The organism is Shewanella sp. FJAT-52076, from assembly GCF_019457455.1.
Lineage (GTDB): Bacteria > Pseudomonadota > Gammaproteobacteria > Enterobacterales > Shewanellaceae > Shewanella > Shewanella zhangzhouensis.
On record NZ_CP080415.1, the window covers coordinates 1,665,320 to 1,683,202 of the forward strand.

Sequence of the window (17,883 nt, forward strand, 5' to 3'; positions counted from 1 at the left end):
AATGAAAACCACCCTGACCCGTGGACTGATGAATGTATTGCCCATGGCACTGAGCCTGTGGCTTTTTTGGTCGCTGTTCGTGTCGCTGGACGAGTTGGGTGTCTTGCTGCTGAAGCTGGTGGGCTTACCCAAGCTGTTTGTGGGTGAGGGCTTCTTGTTGGTGATAGCCCTGGTATTCTCTGCCGGCTTGCTGTTTTCCGTGAGCCCCATCCAATGGATATGGGGTAAGATTGAGCGCGCGCTGATGCGCTTCCCGTTGTTTAAGTCTGTGTACGGCAGTATCAGAGACATAGCCTCTTTGATGAATCGCGATGGCAAGCCCAAGGATCAGCAGGTGGTACTGGTCAAGCAGGCCAACGGCGGATATGTGGTGGGTTTTATCATGACGGATAAGGCGCCTGAGCCTGTATCCCTGGCGCTGGGGGAGGGCGACTGGGTGCCGGTGCTGTTTCAGCTTTCCTATCAAATGGCCGGTGTCACTACCCTGGTTAAGCGTGAAGACCTAATCAAGGTCGACTGGAGCTTTGAAGAAGCCATGCGTTTTAACCTGACTGCCGGTTTGTCAAAGTCCTGAGCGGCTAATCGCAACGTCATTTAACCCCTAAGCCGGCCCTGCGGCGATGTCCGCAGGGCCATTCCTCTGTCCTGGTAGTTTCTATTCTGAATACGCGACTAATTCTCTAGCCTTGTGGGCGCGACCTGAGAAAGCGCGGCAGACTGTCCTGAATCGTCAGCCAGGGCTGCCGGCTATGGGTATGGATATGGTACTTGGGGGAAATCTGCGATGCATCGTCCAGTGAGCAGATGCTCAGGGTCAGATAGTCGGGGTATTGGGTGCTGCGGTAAGTCAGAGTGCAGCCACACTCAGGGCAAAAGCCACGACGGATGTTATCCGATGACGCATATTCTTTTACTTCACCAGCAAGCCAGGTGACCTGCTCTGCTTTAAAGTCCATCCAGGCGCCAAACGGAGCGCCTGAGGTCTTTTGGCAATCCAGACAATGGCAATAGTCCGCATCAAATGGGTCAGCACTGAGTTGATAGCGAATGTTGCCGCAGTGGCAACCACCTTTGGTTGTCATACTTGCTCTCCTTTCTGGGCCTTTATCAGCTGGCGTATTCTCGCCTTTACTGAAGGGGCTTCGTCCTGCAGCGACATCTGAAACAAGGTGTTGCGCTCATCCCGGTACTGAGGAAATTGCCGAGCCAGAGTATCCAAACCCGTGTATGCCCAAGCCCGGACAAATTTATTGCTGTCAGCCAATGCCTCCCGAACCATGTGTTCGGTCAGCGACCGTAATGATTCGGGGATACTAAACCCCGGCAGACATTGCAGTATATGAAGTCTTGCCTGCCATTGCGTTAACGCCGGGGTTAGTGCCAGCCAGGTTGCCGATTGCTGGTCATCGAGTCGGTTGCCCTGTTCAAGCCAGACCTTTAATAACCAGGTTACTGAGGTGTGGTTTGCTGAATCGTTTGCACTGTTCAGCAATAGCGTGGGCCAGCAGGCACAGGTAGAAAAGGCCGTTGTCAGATGCATCAAGGCCTGTGTACTCGCGGCTTCCTGTGAATCGAGCACGGCCAGCAACTGTCGCTGCGCTTCTTGGCAGTTATCCATTTCGCGCCGCCGGTTTTAAGGGCGTGGGTTGAGGCCGGTAATGCATATTAACTTACCAGGGAGTCCACATGATGCCTGAAGTTGTTGAGGATGGCCTGCCAGCCCTGACGCTGCTGCTCAGCGGTATGCTGATCTTCATTGTCGAAGGTTTCTTCCAGCAACACCCCTTCAGGTGTTTGGCGCAGGGTCACCTGGACTTCGCGGCCATCCTCCATCACATAACCCAAAGCGCTGCCGGGAATAAGATGGGTGAAGGTGCCGCCAAAATCAAAGCCCATGGAGCCGTCGCGCGCCTGCATCCGATAACTGAAGCTGCCTCCTTCACGTAAATCGATTTCTGCGGCGGGGCAGCACCAGCTGTCGTCAGCAAAATTCCATTGGCAAATATGGCTGGGCGTTGTCCAGGCTTGCCACACAACGGCAATCGGGGCGTCAATCAGGGTTTGCACAGTGGTTTTCATGGTACTCAGTTCCTTGTACTCGGGGGATTTAGCAGCAGGACATCAAGACTCTGCCGCAATGAACTTAAGAGGACTTCAGCCCTTCATAAAGCGTGGCAATCCATTTTTCTTCGTTGATAAACGACCAACTCCAGCTCTGATATTTTTCGCCCAGGCCTTCGGATGTCATCTGTTCGAGACTCTTGCCCTCCCGGTGGGCTTCCTTGGCCCAATTGATACTGTGATCGAGCATATGTTTGAACGTTAACAGATCGGCCTTGGTGGCAAGCCCGCCGTGCCCCGGGATGACTTTGGTGTCGTCTCCGATCATCTGCAGCACTGCCGCTACATTGTCGCGATAGCCTATCACGTCGCCACCACCCTTAAGGTCAATGTAGGGAAATCTGTCTTTAAAAAAGAGGTCGCCCATGTGAATCACGTTGGCAGCTTGCCAAAGCACGACACTGTCGCCGTCTGTGTGGCCTGGGCCCAGATGGGTGACTTTCAGGTTGTCACCGTTGAATCGAATATTGATGCCCTTGTCGTAGGTAATCACCGGCAAACCTGTGCCGGGGAATTTGTCGTCCTTTTGCAGTCTCTGCAGGACATTATCATGGGCCATCACAGTGCCATGTTCGGCGAAGTGTGCATTTCCTCCAGTGTGATCGCCATGATAATGGGTGTTGATGATGTATCTGGGCATAGCGGCTTTTTTGGCACCCGGAGTTTGCGCGAGGGCCTCAGTTATCTTGTCTGCCAGGGGCGCGAACTGGTCATCAATGATCAGCAGGCCGTCTTCGCCGCTACTGACGCCTATGTTGCCACCGGCGCCTTCAAACAACCAGGCACTGCCATTGAGGTGAGTACTTTTGATTTCCACGGCAGCAAATTTATCGTCGGCGGACATGGCTGCGCTACAGCACAGCAGCAGAATCAGTGGCAGTTTGTTCATCTGTATATCCCTGTTGTTATAAACCTGTTTAAAGCTACAAGAATTCACCTTAAACGCAAGTAGAGATCCCCGCGAACCTTGTCCTTAGGCGCGCCATCGATGCGTCAAAATCGCTGCGCCTATTAATGGTGATTTATCCCGCCTGAACCCGAAATTTCGGATGAATTAACTGAGCATTGTTGCTTTCATTGCGCGCAATGAAAAGCGTCATTTTATGGTGTCAAAATTCAGACATTTGACTTTTTATTGACACTGGATAATTAAAGCCATGTTTCTCGTAAAAAAAGCAATTATCAAATTTTTAAGATTGCTAACTTGATGGAAATTAGTCAAAAATTCGTCTGGTATGACCAGATTAAAATTTAATCAATCTTATGTGTTGTTTTTAAAAGAAAATGGCTGAAACCCGCTAATTTACTGGGTTTTAGCCTATATACAAGCCGACGAATTTCTCTATAGAATGACCCCGCCGAACAGATCCACAGAGGTTTGGGTGAAAAAGTGAAGGAAAGCGTTTCAAATCGTAAAAAGGATGTCCTGAAACGCAAAAGCTTCCATCGTTATTCACATACAAATTCTAGTTTTATCAGTTATCTGGACCTGAAAAACTCCGAATTTGAATAGCCCAAAAGAGTAGCAAAATGACAAAGTTGACCCAAGTTACTGCAAGCACCACCCACATCCGTCAGTCTCAGCGCCTTTCATCAAAGGGGTTTGGCAAGACAGCCGCGTCAATGATGGTGATGTCCGCACTGGGATTGGCCGCCATGGTGCCTGTGGCTGCAAACGCCGCCGTGACCGGGGCGCAGAAAACCCTGGTGTTTTTGGTCAACTTTCAGGAAAACCCCAACGATCTGCCCATGAGCGTCAGCGAAGCCGATGCCATGGTGTTCGGTACTGTCAATGATTTCTACCGTGCGGCCTCAGATAACCAACTGTGGTTGACTGGTACTGTGGCTGGTGTGTTCACTGCGCCCATGTCCAATCAGGTTTGCAACAACGCCAATACCCTGGCGCAGTCCATCAATGAGCAGGCGATTGCCGCCGGTGTGCCCCTGAACCAGTATGACCGCTATGTGTATCTGACCACCAAGGACGCCTGTCAGTCTGAAGGCTCTGCAACCTTGACCGGTCTGCCATCACGGGCCGTAATTAATGGTCCTCAGCCTGCCCGCGTTGTTGCACACGAATTTGGCCACAACCTGGGTCTGGAACACGCCGGTGCCTGGGATTGTGATGCCGGTACTCTGGCGGGTAACTGTCGCGTAATTGAATACGGTGACAGCTACAGCACCATGGGCAACTCAGATATGGGTTATTTCGGTGCAGAGCAAAAAGAACAACTGGGTTGGGTTAGCGCAGCGTCTGGTGCGGTAGCTGTGGCTGCAGAGGATGGTGTTTACACCCTGGGCGCCTATGAGCAGAGCAATGGTCAACCCATCGCGGTAAAAATCCCACGCGGCGCCGATCCAGTCACAGGCAAACAGCGTTGGTTTTACATCGAATATCGCCAGTCTCTGGCCCATGACAGCTTCCTGGCAGCCCGTTCTTACACCATGTACCGCGGCGATGTCACAGAAGGGGTATTGGTTCGTATGGTGACCGAAGGTGAGCCACGCAGCCGCGTACTGCACATGAAGCCTGATGCTTACTTCAAGCAAAGATATGGCATGAACGACTGGAAAGATCCCGCCATGGCCATAGGTGACAGCTTTACCGATCCGGATTCAGGTGTGACGTTCAGCCTCTTGTCTGCCAACGGCAACACTGCTGACATCAGTGTCCAGCTGGGCAGCGCCGCTGGCCAGTGTCTGAAAGCCTCACCAACTGTTTCAGCGGTCCAAAGCGTTGCCTCCGGGAATGCCGGTGATACTGTGCAGTACAGTGTGAGAATTGAAAACCGTGACTCTGCAGATTGTGCAGCTAGCGATTACCGTGTTGCAGCCAACGTGTTGAGTGGTTGGCAGGCCAACACTGCCACTGTGACTCTGGCTCCCGGTGCCAGCCAGCAGGTGACTCTGGCCGTTACTTCTGCCGGCAACAGTGCTGACGGTAACTACAACGTGCCTGTGACTGCCACTTCACTGGCTGACTCCAGCGTGAAAGGCAGCACCAACCTGACTTATCAGGTAATCGCAGCCCCTGCTGCCAGTGAGCTGGTTGCCAACAATGACCTGGTGAATATCAGCAGCAAGCAAGCGGTTACCATCGCAGTGAAGGCCAATGACGTGATAGCCCAGGGTGCCAACGTGACTGTGCAGGTTTCTACCGCCGCCAAAGGCAGCGTGGAAGTACTGAGTGATGGCAGCGTACGTTACACTCCTGCCAAGGCGTTCAAAACCAGTGACAGCTTCAGCTACACCCTGTTTGATGGTATCAGCAGCTCCAGCGCTACCGTGACTGTGACGCTGAGCTCATCAACCACAGACACAGGTGACACCAGCACTGGTGGCAGCACCGGCGGCAAAGGTAAGAACCGTTAACAGTGACCCGATAAAAAAAGCCCGGTATTGATACCGGGCTTTTTGTTTGTGCACTTTCTGGAATCAGGTCTTGTGGCTCATAATCAAGCCACTGCCTGATTAGCCGCTAGTCGCTACTTGGACAAATAGGACAGGTGGCAGAGTTTTCACTGAAGGCACTTGAACCATCAATCTTCAGTTGTCCGACTGCAAAGACGGTGTCACTGAAGGTCTTGTCTACTGCAGAGGTAAAGGCTTTAGGTACGTAATCGCCTGAGTAAGGCATACATACGCCGCCGCCCAAAGTCACACCTGAAAGCACATCCACGTCATCGGATGGATCGGATGGAGTACCTGAGTCATCGGTGACTGTTACGTTGATCAGTGTGAGGTTATTGGCTGTGGTATTACAAACCTGTCCAGAGAAGCTGACCTTGGCAATCACACCATTTTCAGTTTCAACGAAGTTGGAATTACAGTCTTTGGTCACATTAATCATGGGCGAAATGCTCAGTGATTGACAATCGGCGCCACCGGTATCGGAGATGGTGGAATCCCCACTTGGTGTGCCGGCTGCTGTTACTGTAACCGTATTTTGCAGGCCGTTGAGGTTACTTTCAAAGGTGCCACCACCTTCAGCCATTGCACCTTTTGCCAGGGTGCCAACATTAAAGGTTTGATTGGCCACGTTATCGGTTACCACTACGTTGTACAGGGTGCCTGCGCCATCGTTGATGACTTTATAAGTAAAGTCATACTCATAGCCGGTTTCTGTTGCGTTGACCCGGGCCTGACTACAGGTCTTGGTAATATCAACACTGCAGAGTTCAAAGTCATGGATGACAAAGTCTTTCAGCGTGGCGGTAAACTCGCTGGAAGAACGGGTTTCTGCCATAAAACTGCTGAAGCAACTGTCACCACCCACCAACTGAGTCAGGTTAATGCCACCTTCAAAGAAGGTTTCATATGGGAACTCATTGGCGTTGTTGCTGTTTTTAGACTGATATGGCCATGGTGACGGGGTAGGGTCGTATGACCCGTTCTCATCATTGGTAATGGCGCATACCAAATCGTTACCCAGGCCAGAGCCGCAAATGGCTGCCCCTTTGTAAAGCAGACGCAGATTGGCGGCATCACACTCACCGGCAGCGGGATTGTTGTTGGCGGCCTTGGTACAGCTTGAATCCCACACATCCACACGGATTTCGGGGCTCGCGTTTACTGATTGCGGGAAGTTTGCCAGAACCAGTACATCACCGTTTGTGTGCATGCCCTCGAAGCTGCCGTTTGGCAAGGCTGCTACATGCTGTTTAAAGAACCAGAATCCCAGGAAGGCATCACCCTTGTTGGAGATCCTGTCAGCGCCAAAGTACACCACCAGGTCATCATTGATGTTATAGGCTGCCGCATAAGCGTGGGTAATTTCATCTTTATCCGGTGAGCTACCCATTTTGTGAGCCCAGTCGCTAACGTCCTGAATGTCTTTACGGCCACCTGTGAAAATACTGCTGTCGATTCCAGATGCATCTGGCGTATCGTCGACTATGCCTGTAAATCTCAGTGGGTCACCACCATTATTACTGCCATTGTTGTACAGGGTTGCCCAGTCATAGGGTGGTGCAACGGCATCCTGTACGGCATTGCCCTCCAATTCGAATATGTCATCATGAACCGCAAACGCTGGCGTTGCGGCCATACCCATCGTGAAACCCAGCGCCAGTGCGCTGAACCTACGAAGTATCTTTCCTTTACAGAGTAGTTTCATTTTTAGCTCCTTCTATGCATGCGTAACCCGTTACGTCTTCTTATGCGGACAGGGGGCGTAATGGGCGTGGTCACGCTTAGTCTTAGCAAGACTTGAGCCTGAAGTTATCTATATGTTTATATGAGGAAATTTATTTTATGGTGGGTAGAACTGTTGCATATATGAAGCAGGTTGTCGCGTTTACCTGCGACACTGACACACCTAACTGGGTTCTTTTTTCAGCAAGCGATAGAGGGTGGAGCGGGAAATATTCAACGCCCTCGCGGCGGCTGAAATATTATGTTTATGGTCGCTGATTGCTTTGAGAACCGCTTCAACGTCCAGCTCATCGCGCTGACTGACCAGGTCGCGGTGTTTGGCGTGAATGGCAACGCTTAGGCCTAAATCGTCCGGTGTAATAAGCGGTGTTTCCGCCATAATCACCGCTCGCCGTATGCGGTTTTGCAGCTCTCTGACATTACCCGGCCAGTCGTAATGGCGCATGGTCGCAATGGCACTGTCACTGAAACTCAAGGAACGGTTTGGAGGGGAAAGCTGGGCAAGAAAGGCTTCGGCCATCAACTTTACTTCTGTGCTGTACTCTCTCAGGCTGGGAACATGCAATCGGAGCACATTAATCCTGTGGTAGAGGTCTTCCCGGAAAGTACCTTCATCGACCGCTTTTTCAAGGTTTTGATGCGTCGCAAAAATGATGCGGCAGTTTATCTTCAGTGGGCTCTTGCCACCGATACGGGTGATTTGTCTGTCATCCAGGAAATGGAGCAGGTTAACTTGCAGCTCCAGCGGCAGATCGGCAATTTCATCCAAAAACAAGACCCCGTCTTTGGCTTGTTCTATGTGACCCTGATGCTGTCTGTCGGCGCCGGTAAAGGCTCCCTTCTCGTGGCCAAACAGGGTGGATTGGATAAGGCCATTGGGTAAGGCGCCGCAGTTAAGGGCAATAAAAGGACCATCGGACCGGGCAGACATGCGGTGCAGCCATTTGGCGCACAGACCTTTGCCGGTGCCGGTTTCACCACTGAGCAGCACTGTTTCGTCGGTACTGGCCAGTTTTTTCAGATCCTGTTTCAGCCGGAGGATACAGGGATGTGTTCCCAAAATATCGGTAATTTTAACCCCTGGGGTTTTTACCGGCAGTAATTTGGCCATGCCGTCGGCGTGGCCCAAGGCTTTGTTGACGCTGTCCCAGTCAAGGGGAGAATGGTGATAGTCGATAAAGCGGGCGCTGAGCAGCCACTGGCAGGCTTTATCCAGTTTTCCGTCGGTGAGGGCTATCCAGAGCAAGTGAGGGAAGTGGCTTTGAATGAGGGCGATGTCTGAAGACAGGGTATCGGCACGGGGGCACAGCATGGCGACGGCGACACCCAACTGCTGTCCGCTCAGTTTTAAAATTGCTTCATGACCGCTGGCGGCAGTCAGACAATGCCAGCCGTATGCCGCGAGGCGACGACTTACATCTGTTGCTTCCTGGGATTTAGACAGGAGCAACAGATGGCGGGGCATTGTGCCAGCAGCGCGGGTTTCCTTTTGCACCACTTTGTTCATGTCGGTTGCATTTCCATCACAACGCCGGATCCTGAGTGTATGCAAGAATTGGCGGTCTCTCAAGGAATCCGGAGTGATGTTTTTGGCCAGAGTTGTCAACAAAAAGGGCCGCAGAATGCGGCCCTTGATGCTTGTCAGATCAGTCTGTTTTACCTGCCAGCCAGGGCAGCATCTTGTCTGTACGTTTATTTGCCATCCACAATCCCTGGGCGGCCCTGTGTCTTAAGCGATAAAGCGCTTGATAGCACAAGGGAACCAGAAACAAACTGGTGACAGTGGAGAAGCTGAGTCCACCGATAATGGCAATGGCCATAGGGTAGTATGGGGGACCGCCACCGCCGATTTGCGTGTCGCCCATGGCAAGGGGCACAAGACCCAGCACTGTGGTGCCCACCGTCATCAACACCGGCCGCAGACGGGTGATACACACCGCATGTATGGTGGCAGACAGTTCTTCCAAAGAAGGTGTCATCTGGTTGATTTGGTCAACCAGTACTATGCCGTTGTTCACCACAATCCCCATCAGAATGAGTATGCCAATCATGGCCATCACGCCGTTGGGCGTGCCGGTAAGCCACAGTGCCCAGAATACCCCTGTGATGGAAAACAGGATGGAGGTAATAATGGCCGACGGCAGCAGCAAGGATTCAAACAGGGCTGCCATGACGATATAAATCATTGCCACGGCCAGCAGCATGTTCACCACCATGATTTGCTGATCTTCATCCTGACGCTCAAAACCGCCCCTGAGCGAGTATTCATAGCCATGGGGCAGATTAAGATGACTCATGGCCTGCTTGATCTTCTCCTGGGCTTCTTCGGTGGTAATGCCTTCCACGTTGGCGCCGATGGAGAGTGCCGTCTTACGGTTAAAGTGGCGTATGGTGTCAAAGCGGGGCGCAATGTCCACCTCCGCCAGTGACGACAGGCTGTACACCCGCTCGTCTATTTTCAGCACCGGCAACTGCTTGAGCTTTTCCAGGGACTGTTGCCAGCTTTTCTCGTAGGCAAGTTCGATTCGGATTTCCCCACTGGGGTCATGACGAAAACTTCTGAGCATTTGGCCACGCAGCGCCGTTGCGATGGCGCGGGCAATGTCGCTGGCCTGGGTGCCAAGGCGCGCCGCCATGTCGCGGTTAACCCGGATAAGCACCTCCTGCTGTGCACCACTGACCTCGGAATTGACGTCTTCAAGCCCCTCAATGGCGCTCAGCATAGGCAAGGCTTCCTCGCTTAAGCGCATCAGCTCGCTGGTGGAGCGACCCGTCAGGGTGACGCGTACGCCCTGGCGGTCATTGCTCCAGCCGAACTGTGGCTTGGCGATGGAGAACTTGGGGAAACCTTCCCGCATATTTTTCTTCAGGGTTTCGAGGTCAAACTCAGCGCCTTTTGTGAACAGCACGGTTGAAGAGGCGCGCTCGGGGTTGTAGTAGCTGTAAACCGAGTCGATGAAAAACTCCTCTTTGTGGGCGTAGAGGTAGCTCTCCATCTCGGCAACTACGGCTTCGGTAACGGCAAGGGCATGGCGACCTTCAATCTGATAATTGATAAAGAGTCGCTGCTTGCTGGCGCCATCTTCCTGATCCTGCTTCACATTCGCAAGGGGCAGCGCGGTTGATGCCAGCATCAGCACTGCTATCAGTGTGCTCCATCTGGGGTGGGTCAGCACCCAGTTCAGGCTTACTTCATAAAAACGCTGCACCCGGGATTTATGGGTTTTGTCCTCATGATGGATGTGAATGCGGGTCAGCATCAGTGGAATAAGTGTCTTGGCAACCAGCAGCGAGGCGCCCAGAGAAATACAGATGGCGATGGCCACGTGCTCGAGGAAGATGGTGAGCTGCACCTTGGCGCCAAAAATATTGGGGAAAAATACAATGGCCGTGGTCAGGGTACCGGCGAGTACGGCCAGCGCAACCTTATCCACCCCTGCCAGCACGGCCTTGTCCTTGCTCTCGTGGGGCTCTTTCTGTTTTTCCTGCAGTACGCTTTCGGTGACCACCACCGCGTTATCAATGAGCATGCCCACGGCGAGCAGCAAGCCCATCATCGACAGTATGTTCAGGCTGTAGCCAAGCAGATACATGGCGGCCAGAGTCATACAGATTGAAATGGGCACCGAAGACACCACTATCAGCGTCATTCCCATGTTGCGCAAAAACAGGTAGAGCACGGCAAAGGAGAGGGCGGCACCTATAAGGCCGGCCATCATCAGATCCCACAGGGAGGATTTTACCCCTTCTGCCTGATCTTCCATGATAAAGAGCTTGATACCGTTGAACTGTTTATCGGCTTTTACCTCTTCAATGACCCGCATAACCCGGGCTGACACTTCCACCAGGTTGGCACCTGACTCTTTAAATACATCCAGGCCCACGGCATAACGCTGATCCAGATGACGACCTTCGATACGCTCAGGCAGCTCATAGTTAATCTTGGCGATGTCGCCAAGACGCACGCCCCGCGTGAGGACTATGTCTTCAATCTCCTTGAGGGAGCGAAACTCTCCCTTGGGGGAAACCTGATAGACGGATTTGTCCTGACGCAGCGTACCACCGGCTATCACGAAGTTTTCGGCCTGCAGACGGCGGTTAAGTTCGGCAGAAGATATCCCGGAAGCGGCCAGCAAGTCGGCATCCACCCGGATACTGATTTGTTTTTGCTCCACCCCGTAGAGGGTAACCTGAGAGACTCCTTCCACGCGCTCAAGGGGCTGACGCAGCTGCTTTTCCAGCAAGTCGTAGGCGCCGGAAAGCTCCCGTTCACTGGAAATACGCAGGTTAAAGATGGGCATGTCTGATGTGGAGAACTGCTGGATGAATACCCGCTCTACATCTTTAGGTAGCAAGTGTCTTACCGCATCGACCTTTTCACGGGCCTCAAGGCTTTTGGTGGCGGTGTTTTCGCCCCACTTCATACTGAGTTCGATAAAGGCGCCATCCTGGCTGGATTCTGAGGTCATTCTCTCAATGCCACTCATGGTGGCGAGGGACTCTTCCAACACCCGGGTGATATCGCGCTCAACCTCGGCGGGTGTGGACCCCTTATAGGGGACCTGCACCATCACCTGAGGAATGTCGATTCCGGGAAAGAGTTCCAGTGGCAACAACCTGGTAGAGGCCATACCAAACAGCAGTATGGCGACAAAACACATTACAGTTGTGACCGGGCGGCGGACCGCGAGTTTGGTGATATTCATACGCCAGCCTCCACGGTCACAGGGGCTTTGGTGGCAAAGTCTTTGCGGTCAAACAGGGCGTAGAGCACAGGAATGAGCACCAGCGTCAGCAAGGTAGACAGCGCCAGACCAAAAATCACTGTGATGGCCATGGGGGCACGCACCTCGGCGCCATCACCCAGGCCAAGCGCCATGGGCAACAGGCCCAGTACAGTGGTCAGTGTGGTCATCATAATCGGGCGCAACCGGGACTTGGCGGCCTCGCTGATGGCCTCCAGTTTTTCAACGCCTTCGCTGCGCAGCTGATTGATACGGTCAATCAGGACGATGGCATTGTTCACCACAATCCCCGCCAACATGATAAGGCCGATAAACACCACCACTGACACATGGGTGCCGGTGAGATACAGGCCAAACACACTGCCACTGACGGCCATGGGCACGGCAAAGAGAATAAGCAGCGGATGCAGGAAAGACTCGAACTGGCTGGCCATCACCAGATAGACCAGGAATACCGCCAGCACCAGCGCGATTTGCAGCGACTGGAACGAGTGTTCCATTTCTTCATTCTGACCACCAAAACTGGCCTGAATGGAAGCAGGCAGCTGCTGTTTGGCCAAAATACTGCGGGCTTCCGTGACCGCCTCGGCCAGATCCCCATAGGCGAGGTTAGCCGATACCAAAGCAACACGCTGTTGGCTGATACGGTTGATGGCAGATGGACCCAACTCGAGTTTGACATCGGCCACTGCCGACAGCGGGATTGGGGTCGCCGCATCAGGGTTAATTATCATGTTGCCGATATCGCTGATTTGGTCGCGCTCGGTTTCTTCAGCGCGCACCAGGATATCAATTTTGCGGTCACGCAGGCTGTACTTACTGGCGACAGTGCCACCGATACGCTGTGCGATACGGTTGGCCACTGTGGGGGCTTCCATGCCCAGCGCCGCCAAACGGTTACTGTCGAAGTGAATGGCCAGCTCAGGCTGTCCATCCCGCAGGCTGGTATTGATATCGGCGAAACGCTCTGACTCGCCCAGTGCACGCACAAGACTGTCGGCGCTTTGCTTTAGCAAATCCAGCTCATAGCCGCGCAGTTCGATTTCGAGTGGGGTACGGAAGCTGAAGAGTTCGGGATATTTGACCTTGGCCTCGAGCTCAGGAATACGGCGGATTTCATGGCGCAGCACATCGCTGACCTGGTCAAAGGCGTCATGATCGGCGAGTACCACCTGCAAACGGCCCCAGTTTTCTCCACCACGGCTGACATCCGAGGTCATCAAGCCGCCGCTGCCGGCCTGGCTGTAGGCGTGTTTAACCGCTGGCATGTCTTTGATGGCGAAAGCCAACTGTTGAAGAACCCTATCGGTTTCACCAACTTCGGTGCCGGGCGGCAGCAGGATTTCCACATAGAATTCACCCTGATCCATGTTGGGGATGAGCTCCATGCCGAGCCGTGGCAGCAAAAGCCCTGCACTGGCTGTAATGCCAAGGGCAACCACGACTGTCAGAATTCTGGCCTTCAGGGCAGCGGCCAGCAGCGGACGGTAACTGGCTTCCAGTGCGCGGTAGCCCAGGTTAAACAACCAGGTGAAGGGCCTGAGCAACATGCCCATCAGCCAGGAGAGCAGACGGCTCAATGACAGCGCCATCGTCAATATCGCGGCAGGTAACCATTTGAAAAGCAGAACAAAGGGGAAACTGAACACAGTAGCGCTGTAATGCTTGAGCTTACCCATTTTACCTTCAGGTTTGGCCTTGGACTCTTTTTCCAGCAGTGGCGGCAGGGCCTTAAAGCCTTCCCGTGAAGCCAGCATGGGAATGGAGGTCAGGGCAACCAGCAGAGAGGCGAGCAGGGCAAAGGTCACGGTAAGCGCCTGATCGGAGAAGAGCGCACCGGCAATACCGTCCACGAACACCAGAGGTACAAATACCGCAAGCGTAGTGAGGGTCGAGGCAAATATGGCGCCGCTCACTTCCCTGGTTCCCTTGATGGCGGCGTCCATGCGCGAGAGCCCCTGCTGCTTGTATCTGTCGATGTTCTCCAGCACCACAATGGCATTATCCACCAACAGGCCCACCGCCAGTGCAATACCGCCAAGGGACATGATGTTGAGGCTGATGTCAGCGAAATACATCATGTTGAAGGTGGCTATCACCGAAAAGGGGATAGAGATGGAGATAATCAGTGTTGGGATGATGTCCCGCAGGAACAGGTAAATCACCAGCATGGCCAGAACAGAGCCAATCAACGCCGAGGAGGTCACCTCGCTGACGGCACTTTCGATAAACTCGGACTGATCGTAGATGATTTCCATCCTGGCGAGGGGATCTTTCCCGTTGATGCGTTCAATATCCTGCTTCAGCTTTTTCGCCACAGTCACAGTATTGGCATCGCCCTCTTTATAGATGGCAAGCTCAATGGACTCGCGCTGACCTATGCGGGTGATATCGCTGCGCTCTTTGTGGCCGTCGATGATGGTGGCCACTTCAAACAAACGCACCAGGCTTTGACCATTGCGGTACACCACCACCTGGCCCAGTTCCTCGAGGGAGTTGAACTGGTTAAGGGTGCGCACCAGATACTCTTTATCGCCCTGAACCACTTTACCTGCAGACACGTTGAGGTTTTCTGCCGCGATACGACTGCGAATTTGCTCAGCATCCAAATCAAGCTGTGCCAGACGCTCCTGATTCAGCAGGATTTGCACTTCCTGCTCCAGACCTCCCGACAGGCGAACTGCGGCCACGCCCGGTAAGCCTTCTAACTGGCGTTTGAGCTCTTCGTCGGCATAGGTACGCAGTTGCTTCAGTTCATCGCCGCTGGCTTCCTCCCGCGAGAGAGCGACACGCATGATGGGGTCGAGGTTGGGATTAAAGCGCAGCAGCAATGGCTTTTGCACGTCAAGCGGCAGGGCAATGATGTCGAGTTTTTCCCTGACATCCAGGTTTGCCATGTCCATGTCTGTGCCCCATTCGAATTCGAGGATGACATCGGACATACCAGAGCGGGACACTGAACTGATTTTACGCAGGCCTTTAACAGTACCCACTGACTCTTCGATTGGTTTGGAGACCAGTTGCTCCACTTCAACGGGCGCTGCGCCATCATAAAGAGTACGTATGGTGACTGTGGGGTAGCTCAAGTCCGGCAGCAGCATCACTGCCAGACGGGAGAAACCCACCATACCGAAGAGGATCACCGCGAGCATAAACATCCACACGGTGACCGGCCGTTTAACGGAAGTCGTGATTATTGACATGGGATGTGCTCCTTACTTTTTAACCGAAGCCACATCCAGTGGGGTGATGATTTCAACCAGCGATTGGTCTTTGAGGTTTTGCTGCCCACGGATCACCAGATGCTCTCCGGGAGCAATACCCGCGACTACTTCAACCATGTTGCCTTCGCGATAACCCAGCTCTACTTCGCGACGCTCGGCCGTGGTGTCCTGAATAACATACAGGGTCTGCTTGTTATCCTGGTTGATGATGGCGTTATAAGGCACTGTGATGACGTTTTCATGGGTGTCGTACTTTAGCTCAACCCGGGTAAACATGCCCGATTTGAGGACGCCATTTTGATTGGGCACCTTGAGTGTGACCTTAAAGGTGCCGCTTTGGGCATCGACAACCGGGCTGATGCGCAGTACTTCGGCATTCACGGCCTGGTTTTTCTGACCGCTGGCGTAGATATCGGCATGCTGTCCAAGACGCAGGCTGGAGAGCTGCTGTTCCGGCAGATGCACTATCCCGTGAAGCTCGTCCTGATTGACCACATAGAAGAGCTCTTCGAATTCTTTGGCCATGTTGCCGGCTTTAACGAAGCGCTTGGCGATGATGCCATCCACGGGGGACACGATTTGGCTTTCTTTAACCTGCAGCTTTGCCAGGTCCAGGCGCGCCTTGGCGGCCTGCAGGTTGTATTCGAGTTTGGCGATGGAATCGGCGCTGACATAGTCTTTGCTCTTCATCTTTTTCACCCGTGCAAGCTCCTGCTCGATAATGAGTACTTCGGCTTCGGAGCGGTCGAGCTCATACTGCTGACGCTTGGCGTCGATAACAGCCAGTAATTGTCCTTGCTTGACCCTGTCACCCTCTTCCACATGCAGGGCTTCTATCAGGCCGGCGATACGGGTGACCACATGGGCTTCAACGGGCGCTTCGAGGGTGGCGGTAGTGGAATAGAATGAGGAAACGTTGCCCTGAACCACTAACTGGGTTTCAACAGGTATGGCGTATTTTTCTTCTTCCTTCTTGGCTTCTTCCTGTCCACACGCGGCAAGTACACCAACAAGCAGTAAGGGGAGGGCGAGTTTGAATGATTTGCGGGCTTCCATTGTTATACCTGTACTGTTAACTGTGTTGCGCTTTAAAAGCAGCTTCCGTGCCATAATTGGATAATTCATTTATTACAATAAGATAGCGGTAAATTGGCTGCGTTTATCGCCATGCAAACTGTAAAAAAGTGGTGAAATTGTTTATCCGTTGGTGAGAAATACTAAAGACTGTTAACAAGTGAACTTCAAGGCAGTAATTGCAACAAAAGATGAAGCTGGAAGGGCGATACAGAAACAAAAAAGGCGCCAAAGGCGCCTTTTTGAACAGGAACAGACGTTATCGCTTGTCGACGCTGACAAAGTCGCGGCTGTGTTCGCCGGTGTACAGCTGACGTGGACGGCTGATCTTGTGACCAGGCTGATCCAGCATTTCTTTCCAGTGAGAGATCCAGCCAACGGTACGGGCCAGAGCGAAGATCACGGTGAACATGCTGGTAGGAATGCCGATGGCCTTCATGATGATACCAGAGTAGAAGTCTACGTTCGGGTAGAGCTTCTTGGAGATAAAGTACTCATCATTCAGGGCGATACGCTCAAGCTCCATGGCAACGTCCAGCAGAGGGTCGTTCACTTTAAGCTCGCTCAGCACCTCGTGGCAGGTTTCACGCATTACCTTGGCACGTGGATCAAAGTTCTTGTATACGCGGTGACCGAAGCCCATCAGACGGAATGGATCATTCTTGTCTTTAGCGCGTTCGATAAACTCAGGAATACGGTCAACAGTACCGATTTCTTCCAGCATACGCAGACAGGCTTCGTTGGCACCACCGTGGGCAGGACCCCACAGAGACGCAATACCGGCCGCGATACAGGCGAATGGGTTGGCACCGGAGGAACCTGCCAGACGCACAGTAGAAGTAGAGGCATTCTGTTCGTGGTCAGCGTGCAGGATGAAGATGCGGTCCATGGCGCGCTCGATGATTGGGTTTACCTTGTACTCTTCGCAAGGTACGGCAAACATCATCGACAGGAAGTTACCGGCATAGCTTAAGTCATTACGTGGGTAAACGAATGGCTGGCCGATGGAATACTTGTAGCACATGGCGGCCAGCGTCGGCATCTTGGATACCAGACGATAGGCAGCAATTTCACGGTGACGGGCGTCGTTCACATCCAGAGAGTCCTGGTAGAAGGCAGACAGGGCACCGGTCACACCGCAAAGCATGGCCATGGGGTGTGCGTCGCGACGGAAGCCGCGGAAGAAAAATGCCAACTGTTCGTGAACCATGGTGTGGCTCTTCACAGTGTGGGCGAATTGTTCGTATTGCGCTTTAGACGGCAGTTCGCCGTACAGGAGGGCGTAGCAGAGTTCCAGATAGTTGGATTCTACTGCCAGCTGCTCGATGGGGTAGCCACGGTGCAGCAAAATACCCTTGTCGCCGTCGATATAGGTAATTGCTGATTCACAGGAAGCTGTGGCCAGAAACCCTGGATCAAAGGTGAAAAAACCTTTGCTGCCCAGCTTGCTGATATCGATAACATCGAAACCTTCGGTGCCCTGTTTAACCGGCAGTTCAATTGAATCGTTCCCCGGTAATTCCAATTTGGCTTTCAAATCAGCCATACCCCGTTCTCCTTACTTC

The 17,883-nt window shown here is 53.0% G+C and carries 12 protein-coding genes; 2 read left to right on the top strand and 10 right to left on the bottom strand.

What is annotated here, in order from left to right; all coding sequences use genetic code 11:
- Position 1 precedes the first annotated feature (1 nt).
- On the top strand, positions 2-574 hold the full coding sequence (locus tag K0H79_RS07205; RefSeq protein ID WP_220077801.1) for a DUF502 domain-containing protein: 573 nt from the start codon (positions 2-4) through the stop codon (positions 572-574).
- Positions 575-680: 106 nt separating this feature from the next.
- On the opposite strand, the gene K0H79_RS07210 is transcribed toward K0H79_RS07205, so the two are convergent.
- The 4 genes from K0H79_RS07210 to K0H79_RS07225 all read right to left on the bottom strand — a co-directional run bounded on the left by K0H79_RS07210 (position 681) and on the right by K0H79_RS07225 (position 3,010).
- Positions 681-1,082, bottom strand: a complete 402-nt coding sequence (locus K0H79_RS07210; protein WP_220077802.1) for a GFA family protein — start codon at positions 1,080-1,082, stop codon at positions 681-683.
- Positions 1,079-1,618 (bottom strand): hypothetical protein, encoded by a 540-nt coding sequence (locus K0H79_RS07215; protein WP_220077803.1) that lies wholly within the window; start codon positions 1,616-1,618, stop codon positions 1,079-1,081. The genes K0H79_RS07210 and K0H79_RS07215 overlap by 4 nt, the downstream gene beginning before the upstream one ends.
- A 47-nt stretch (positions 1,619-1,665) precedes the next feature.
- Positions 1,666-2,079: an SRPBCC family protein gene (locus K0H79_RS07220; RefSeq protein WP_220067411.1), complete on the bottom strand. Its 414-nt coding sequence runs from the start codon at positions 2,077-2,079 to the stop codon at positions 1,666-1,668.
- A gap of 64 nt (positions 2,080-2,143) precedes the next feature.
- Complete coding sequence (locus K0H79_RS07225; protein WP_220077804.1) at positions 2,144-3,010, bottom strand: MBL fold metallo-hydrolase; 867 nt, start codon at positions 3,008-3,010, stop codon at positions 2,144-2,146.
- A gap of 641 nt (positions 3,011-3,651) precedes the next feature.
- On the opposite strand from K0H79_RS07225, the gene K0H79_RS07230 reads away from it, so the two are divergent.
- Entirely contained in the window at positions 3,652-5,493 is a 1,842-nt protein-coding gene (locus tag K0H79_RS07230; protein ID WP_220077805.1) for an Ig-like domain-containing protein, read from the top strand.
- A 106-nt stretch (positions 5,494-5,599) separates the two neighbouring features.
- On the opposite strand, the gene K0H79_RS07235 is transcribed toward K0H79_RS07230, so the two are convergent.
- From K0H79_RS07235 to K0H79_RS07260, 6 genes are all read right to left on the bottom strand, one after another.
- Positions 5,600-7,237: a DUF11 domain-containing protein gene (locus K0H79_RS07235; RefSeq protein ID WP_220077806.1), complete on the bottom strand. Its 1,638-nt coding sequence runs from the start codon at positions 7,235-7,237 to the stop codon at positions 5,600-5,602.
- A gap of 201 nt (positions 7,238-7,438) precedes the next feature.
- Positions 7,439-8,782, bottom strand: a complete 1,344-nt coding sequence (locus tag K0H79_RS07240; protein ID WP_220077807.1) for a sigma-54 dependent transcriptional regulator — start codon at positions 8,780-8,782, stop codon at positions 7,439-7,441.
- A 139-nt stretch (positions 8,783-8,921) separates the two neighbouring features.
- On the bottom strand, positions 8,922-11,981 hold the full coding sequence (locus K0H79_RS07245; protein WP_220077808.1) for an efflux RND transporter permease subunit: 3,060 nt from the start codon (positions 11,979-11,981) through the stop codon (positions 8,922-8,924).
- Positions 11,978-15,223: an efflux RND transporter permease subunit gene (locus tag K0H79_RS07250; protein ID WP_220077809.1), complete on the bottom strand. Its 3,246-nt coding sequence runs from the start codon at positions 15,221-15,223 to the stop codon at positions 11,978-11,980. The genes K0H79_RS07245 and K0H79_RS07250 overlap by 4 nt, the downstream gene beginning before the upstream one ends.
- Positions 15,224-15,235: 12 nt before the next feature.
- Positions 15,236-16,300 carry an efflux RND transporter periplasmic adaptor subunit gene (locus K0H79_RS07255; RefSeq protein ID WP_220077810.1) on the bottom strand — a complete coding sequence of 355 codons (1,065 nt, stop codon included), beginning with the start codon at positions 16,298-16,300 and terminating at the stop codon, positions 15,236-15,238.
- A gap of 277 nt (positions 16,301-16,577) precedes the next feature.
- Positions 16,578-17,864, bottom strand: a complete 1,287-nt coding sequence (locus K0H79_RS07260; RefSeq protein ID WP_220077811.1) for a citrate synthase — start codon at positions 17,862-17,864, stop codon at positions 16,578-16,580.
- Positions 17,865-17,883: the final 19 nt, after the last annotated feature.

Coding starts and splice junctions, on each gene's coding strand:
- K0H79_RS07205 (WP_220077801.1), top strand. CDS start 2: ATGAAAACCACCCTGACCCGTGGACTGATGAATGTATTGCCCATGGCA.
- K0H79_RS07210 (WP_220077802.1), bottom strand. CDS start 1,082: ATGACAACCAAAGGTGGTTGCCACTGCGGCAACATTCGCTATCAACTC.
- K0H79_RS07215 (WP_220077803.1), bottom strand. CDS start 1,618: ATGGATAACTGCCAAGAAGCGCAGCGACAGTTGCTGGCCGTGCTCGAT.
- K0H79_RS07220 (WP_220067411.1), bottom strand. CDS start 2,079: ATGAAAACCACTGTGCAAACCCTGATTGACGCCCCGATTGCCGTTGTG.
- K0H79_RS07225 (WP_220077804.1), bottom strand. CDS start 3,010: ATGAACAAACTGCCACTGATTCTGCTGCTGTGCTGTAGCGCAGCCATG.
- K0H79_RS07230 (WP_220077805.1), top strand. CDS start 3,652: ATGACAAAGTTGACCCAAGTTACTGCAAGCACCACCCACATCCGTCAG.
- K0H79_RS07235 (WP_220077806.1), bottom strand. CDS start 7,237: ATGAAACTACTCTGTAAAGGAAAGATACTTCGTAGGTTCAGCGCACTG.
- K0H79_RS07240 (WP_220077807.1), bottom strand. CDS start 8,782: ATGAACAAAGTGGTGCAAAAGGAAACCCGCGCTGCTGGCACAATGCCC.
- K0H79_RS07245 (WP_220077808.1), bottom strand. CDS start 11,981: ATGAATATCACCAAACTCGCGGTCCGCCGCCCGGTCACAACTGTAATG.
- K0H79_RS07250 (WP_220077809.1), bottom strand. CDS start 15,223: ATGTCAATAATCACGACTTCCGTTAAACGGCCGGTCACCGTGTGGATG.
- K0H79_RS07255 (WP_220077810.1), bottom strand. CDS start 16,300: ATGGAAGCCCGCAAATCATTCAAACTCGCCCTCCCCTTACTGCTTGTT.
- K0H79_RS07260 (WP_220077811.1), bottom strand. CDS start 17,864: ATGGCTGATTTGAAAGCCAAATTGGAATTACCGGGGAACGATTCAATT.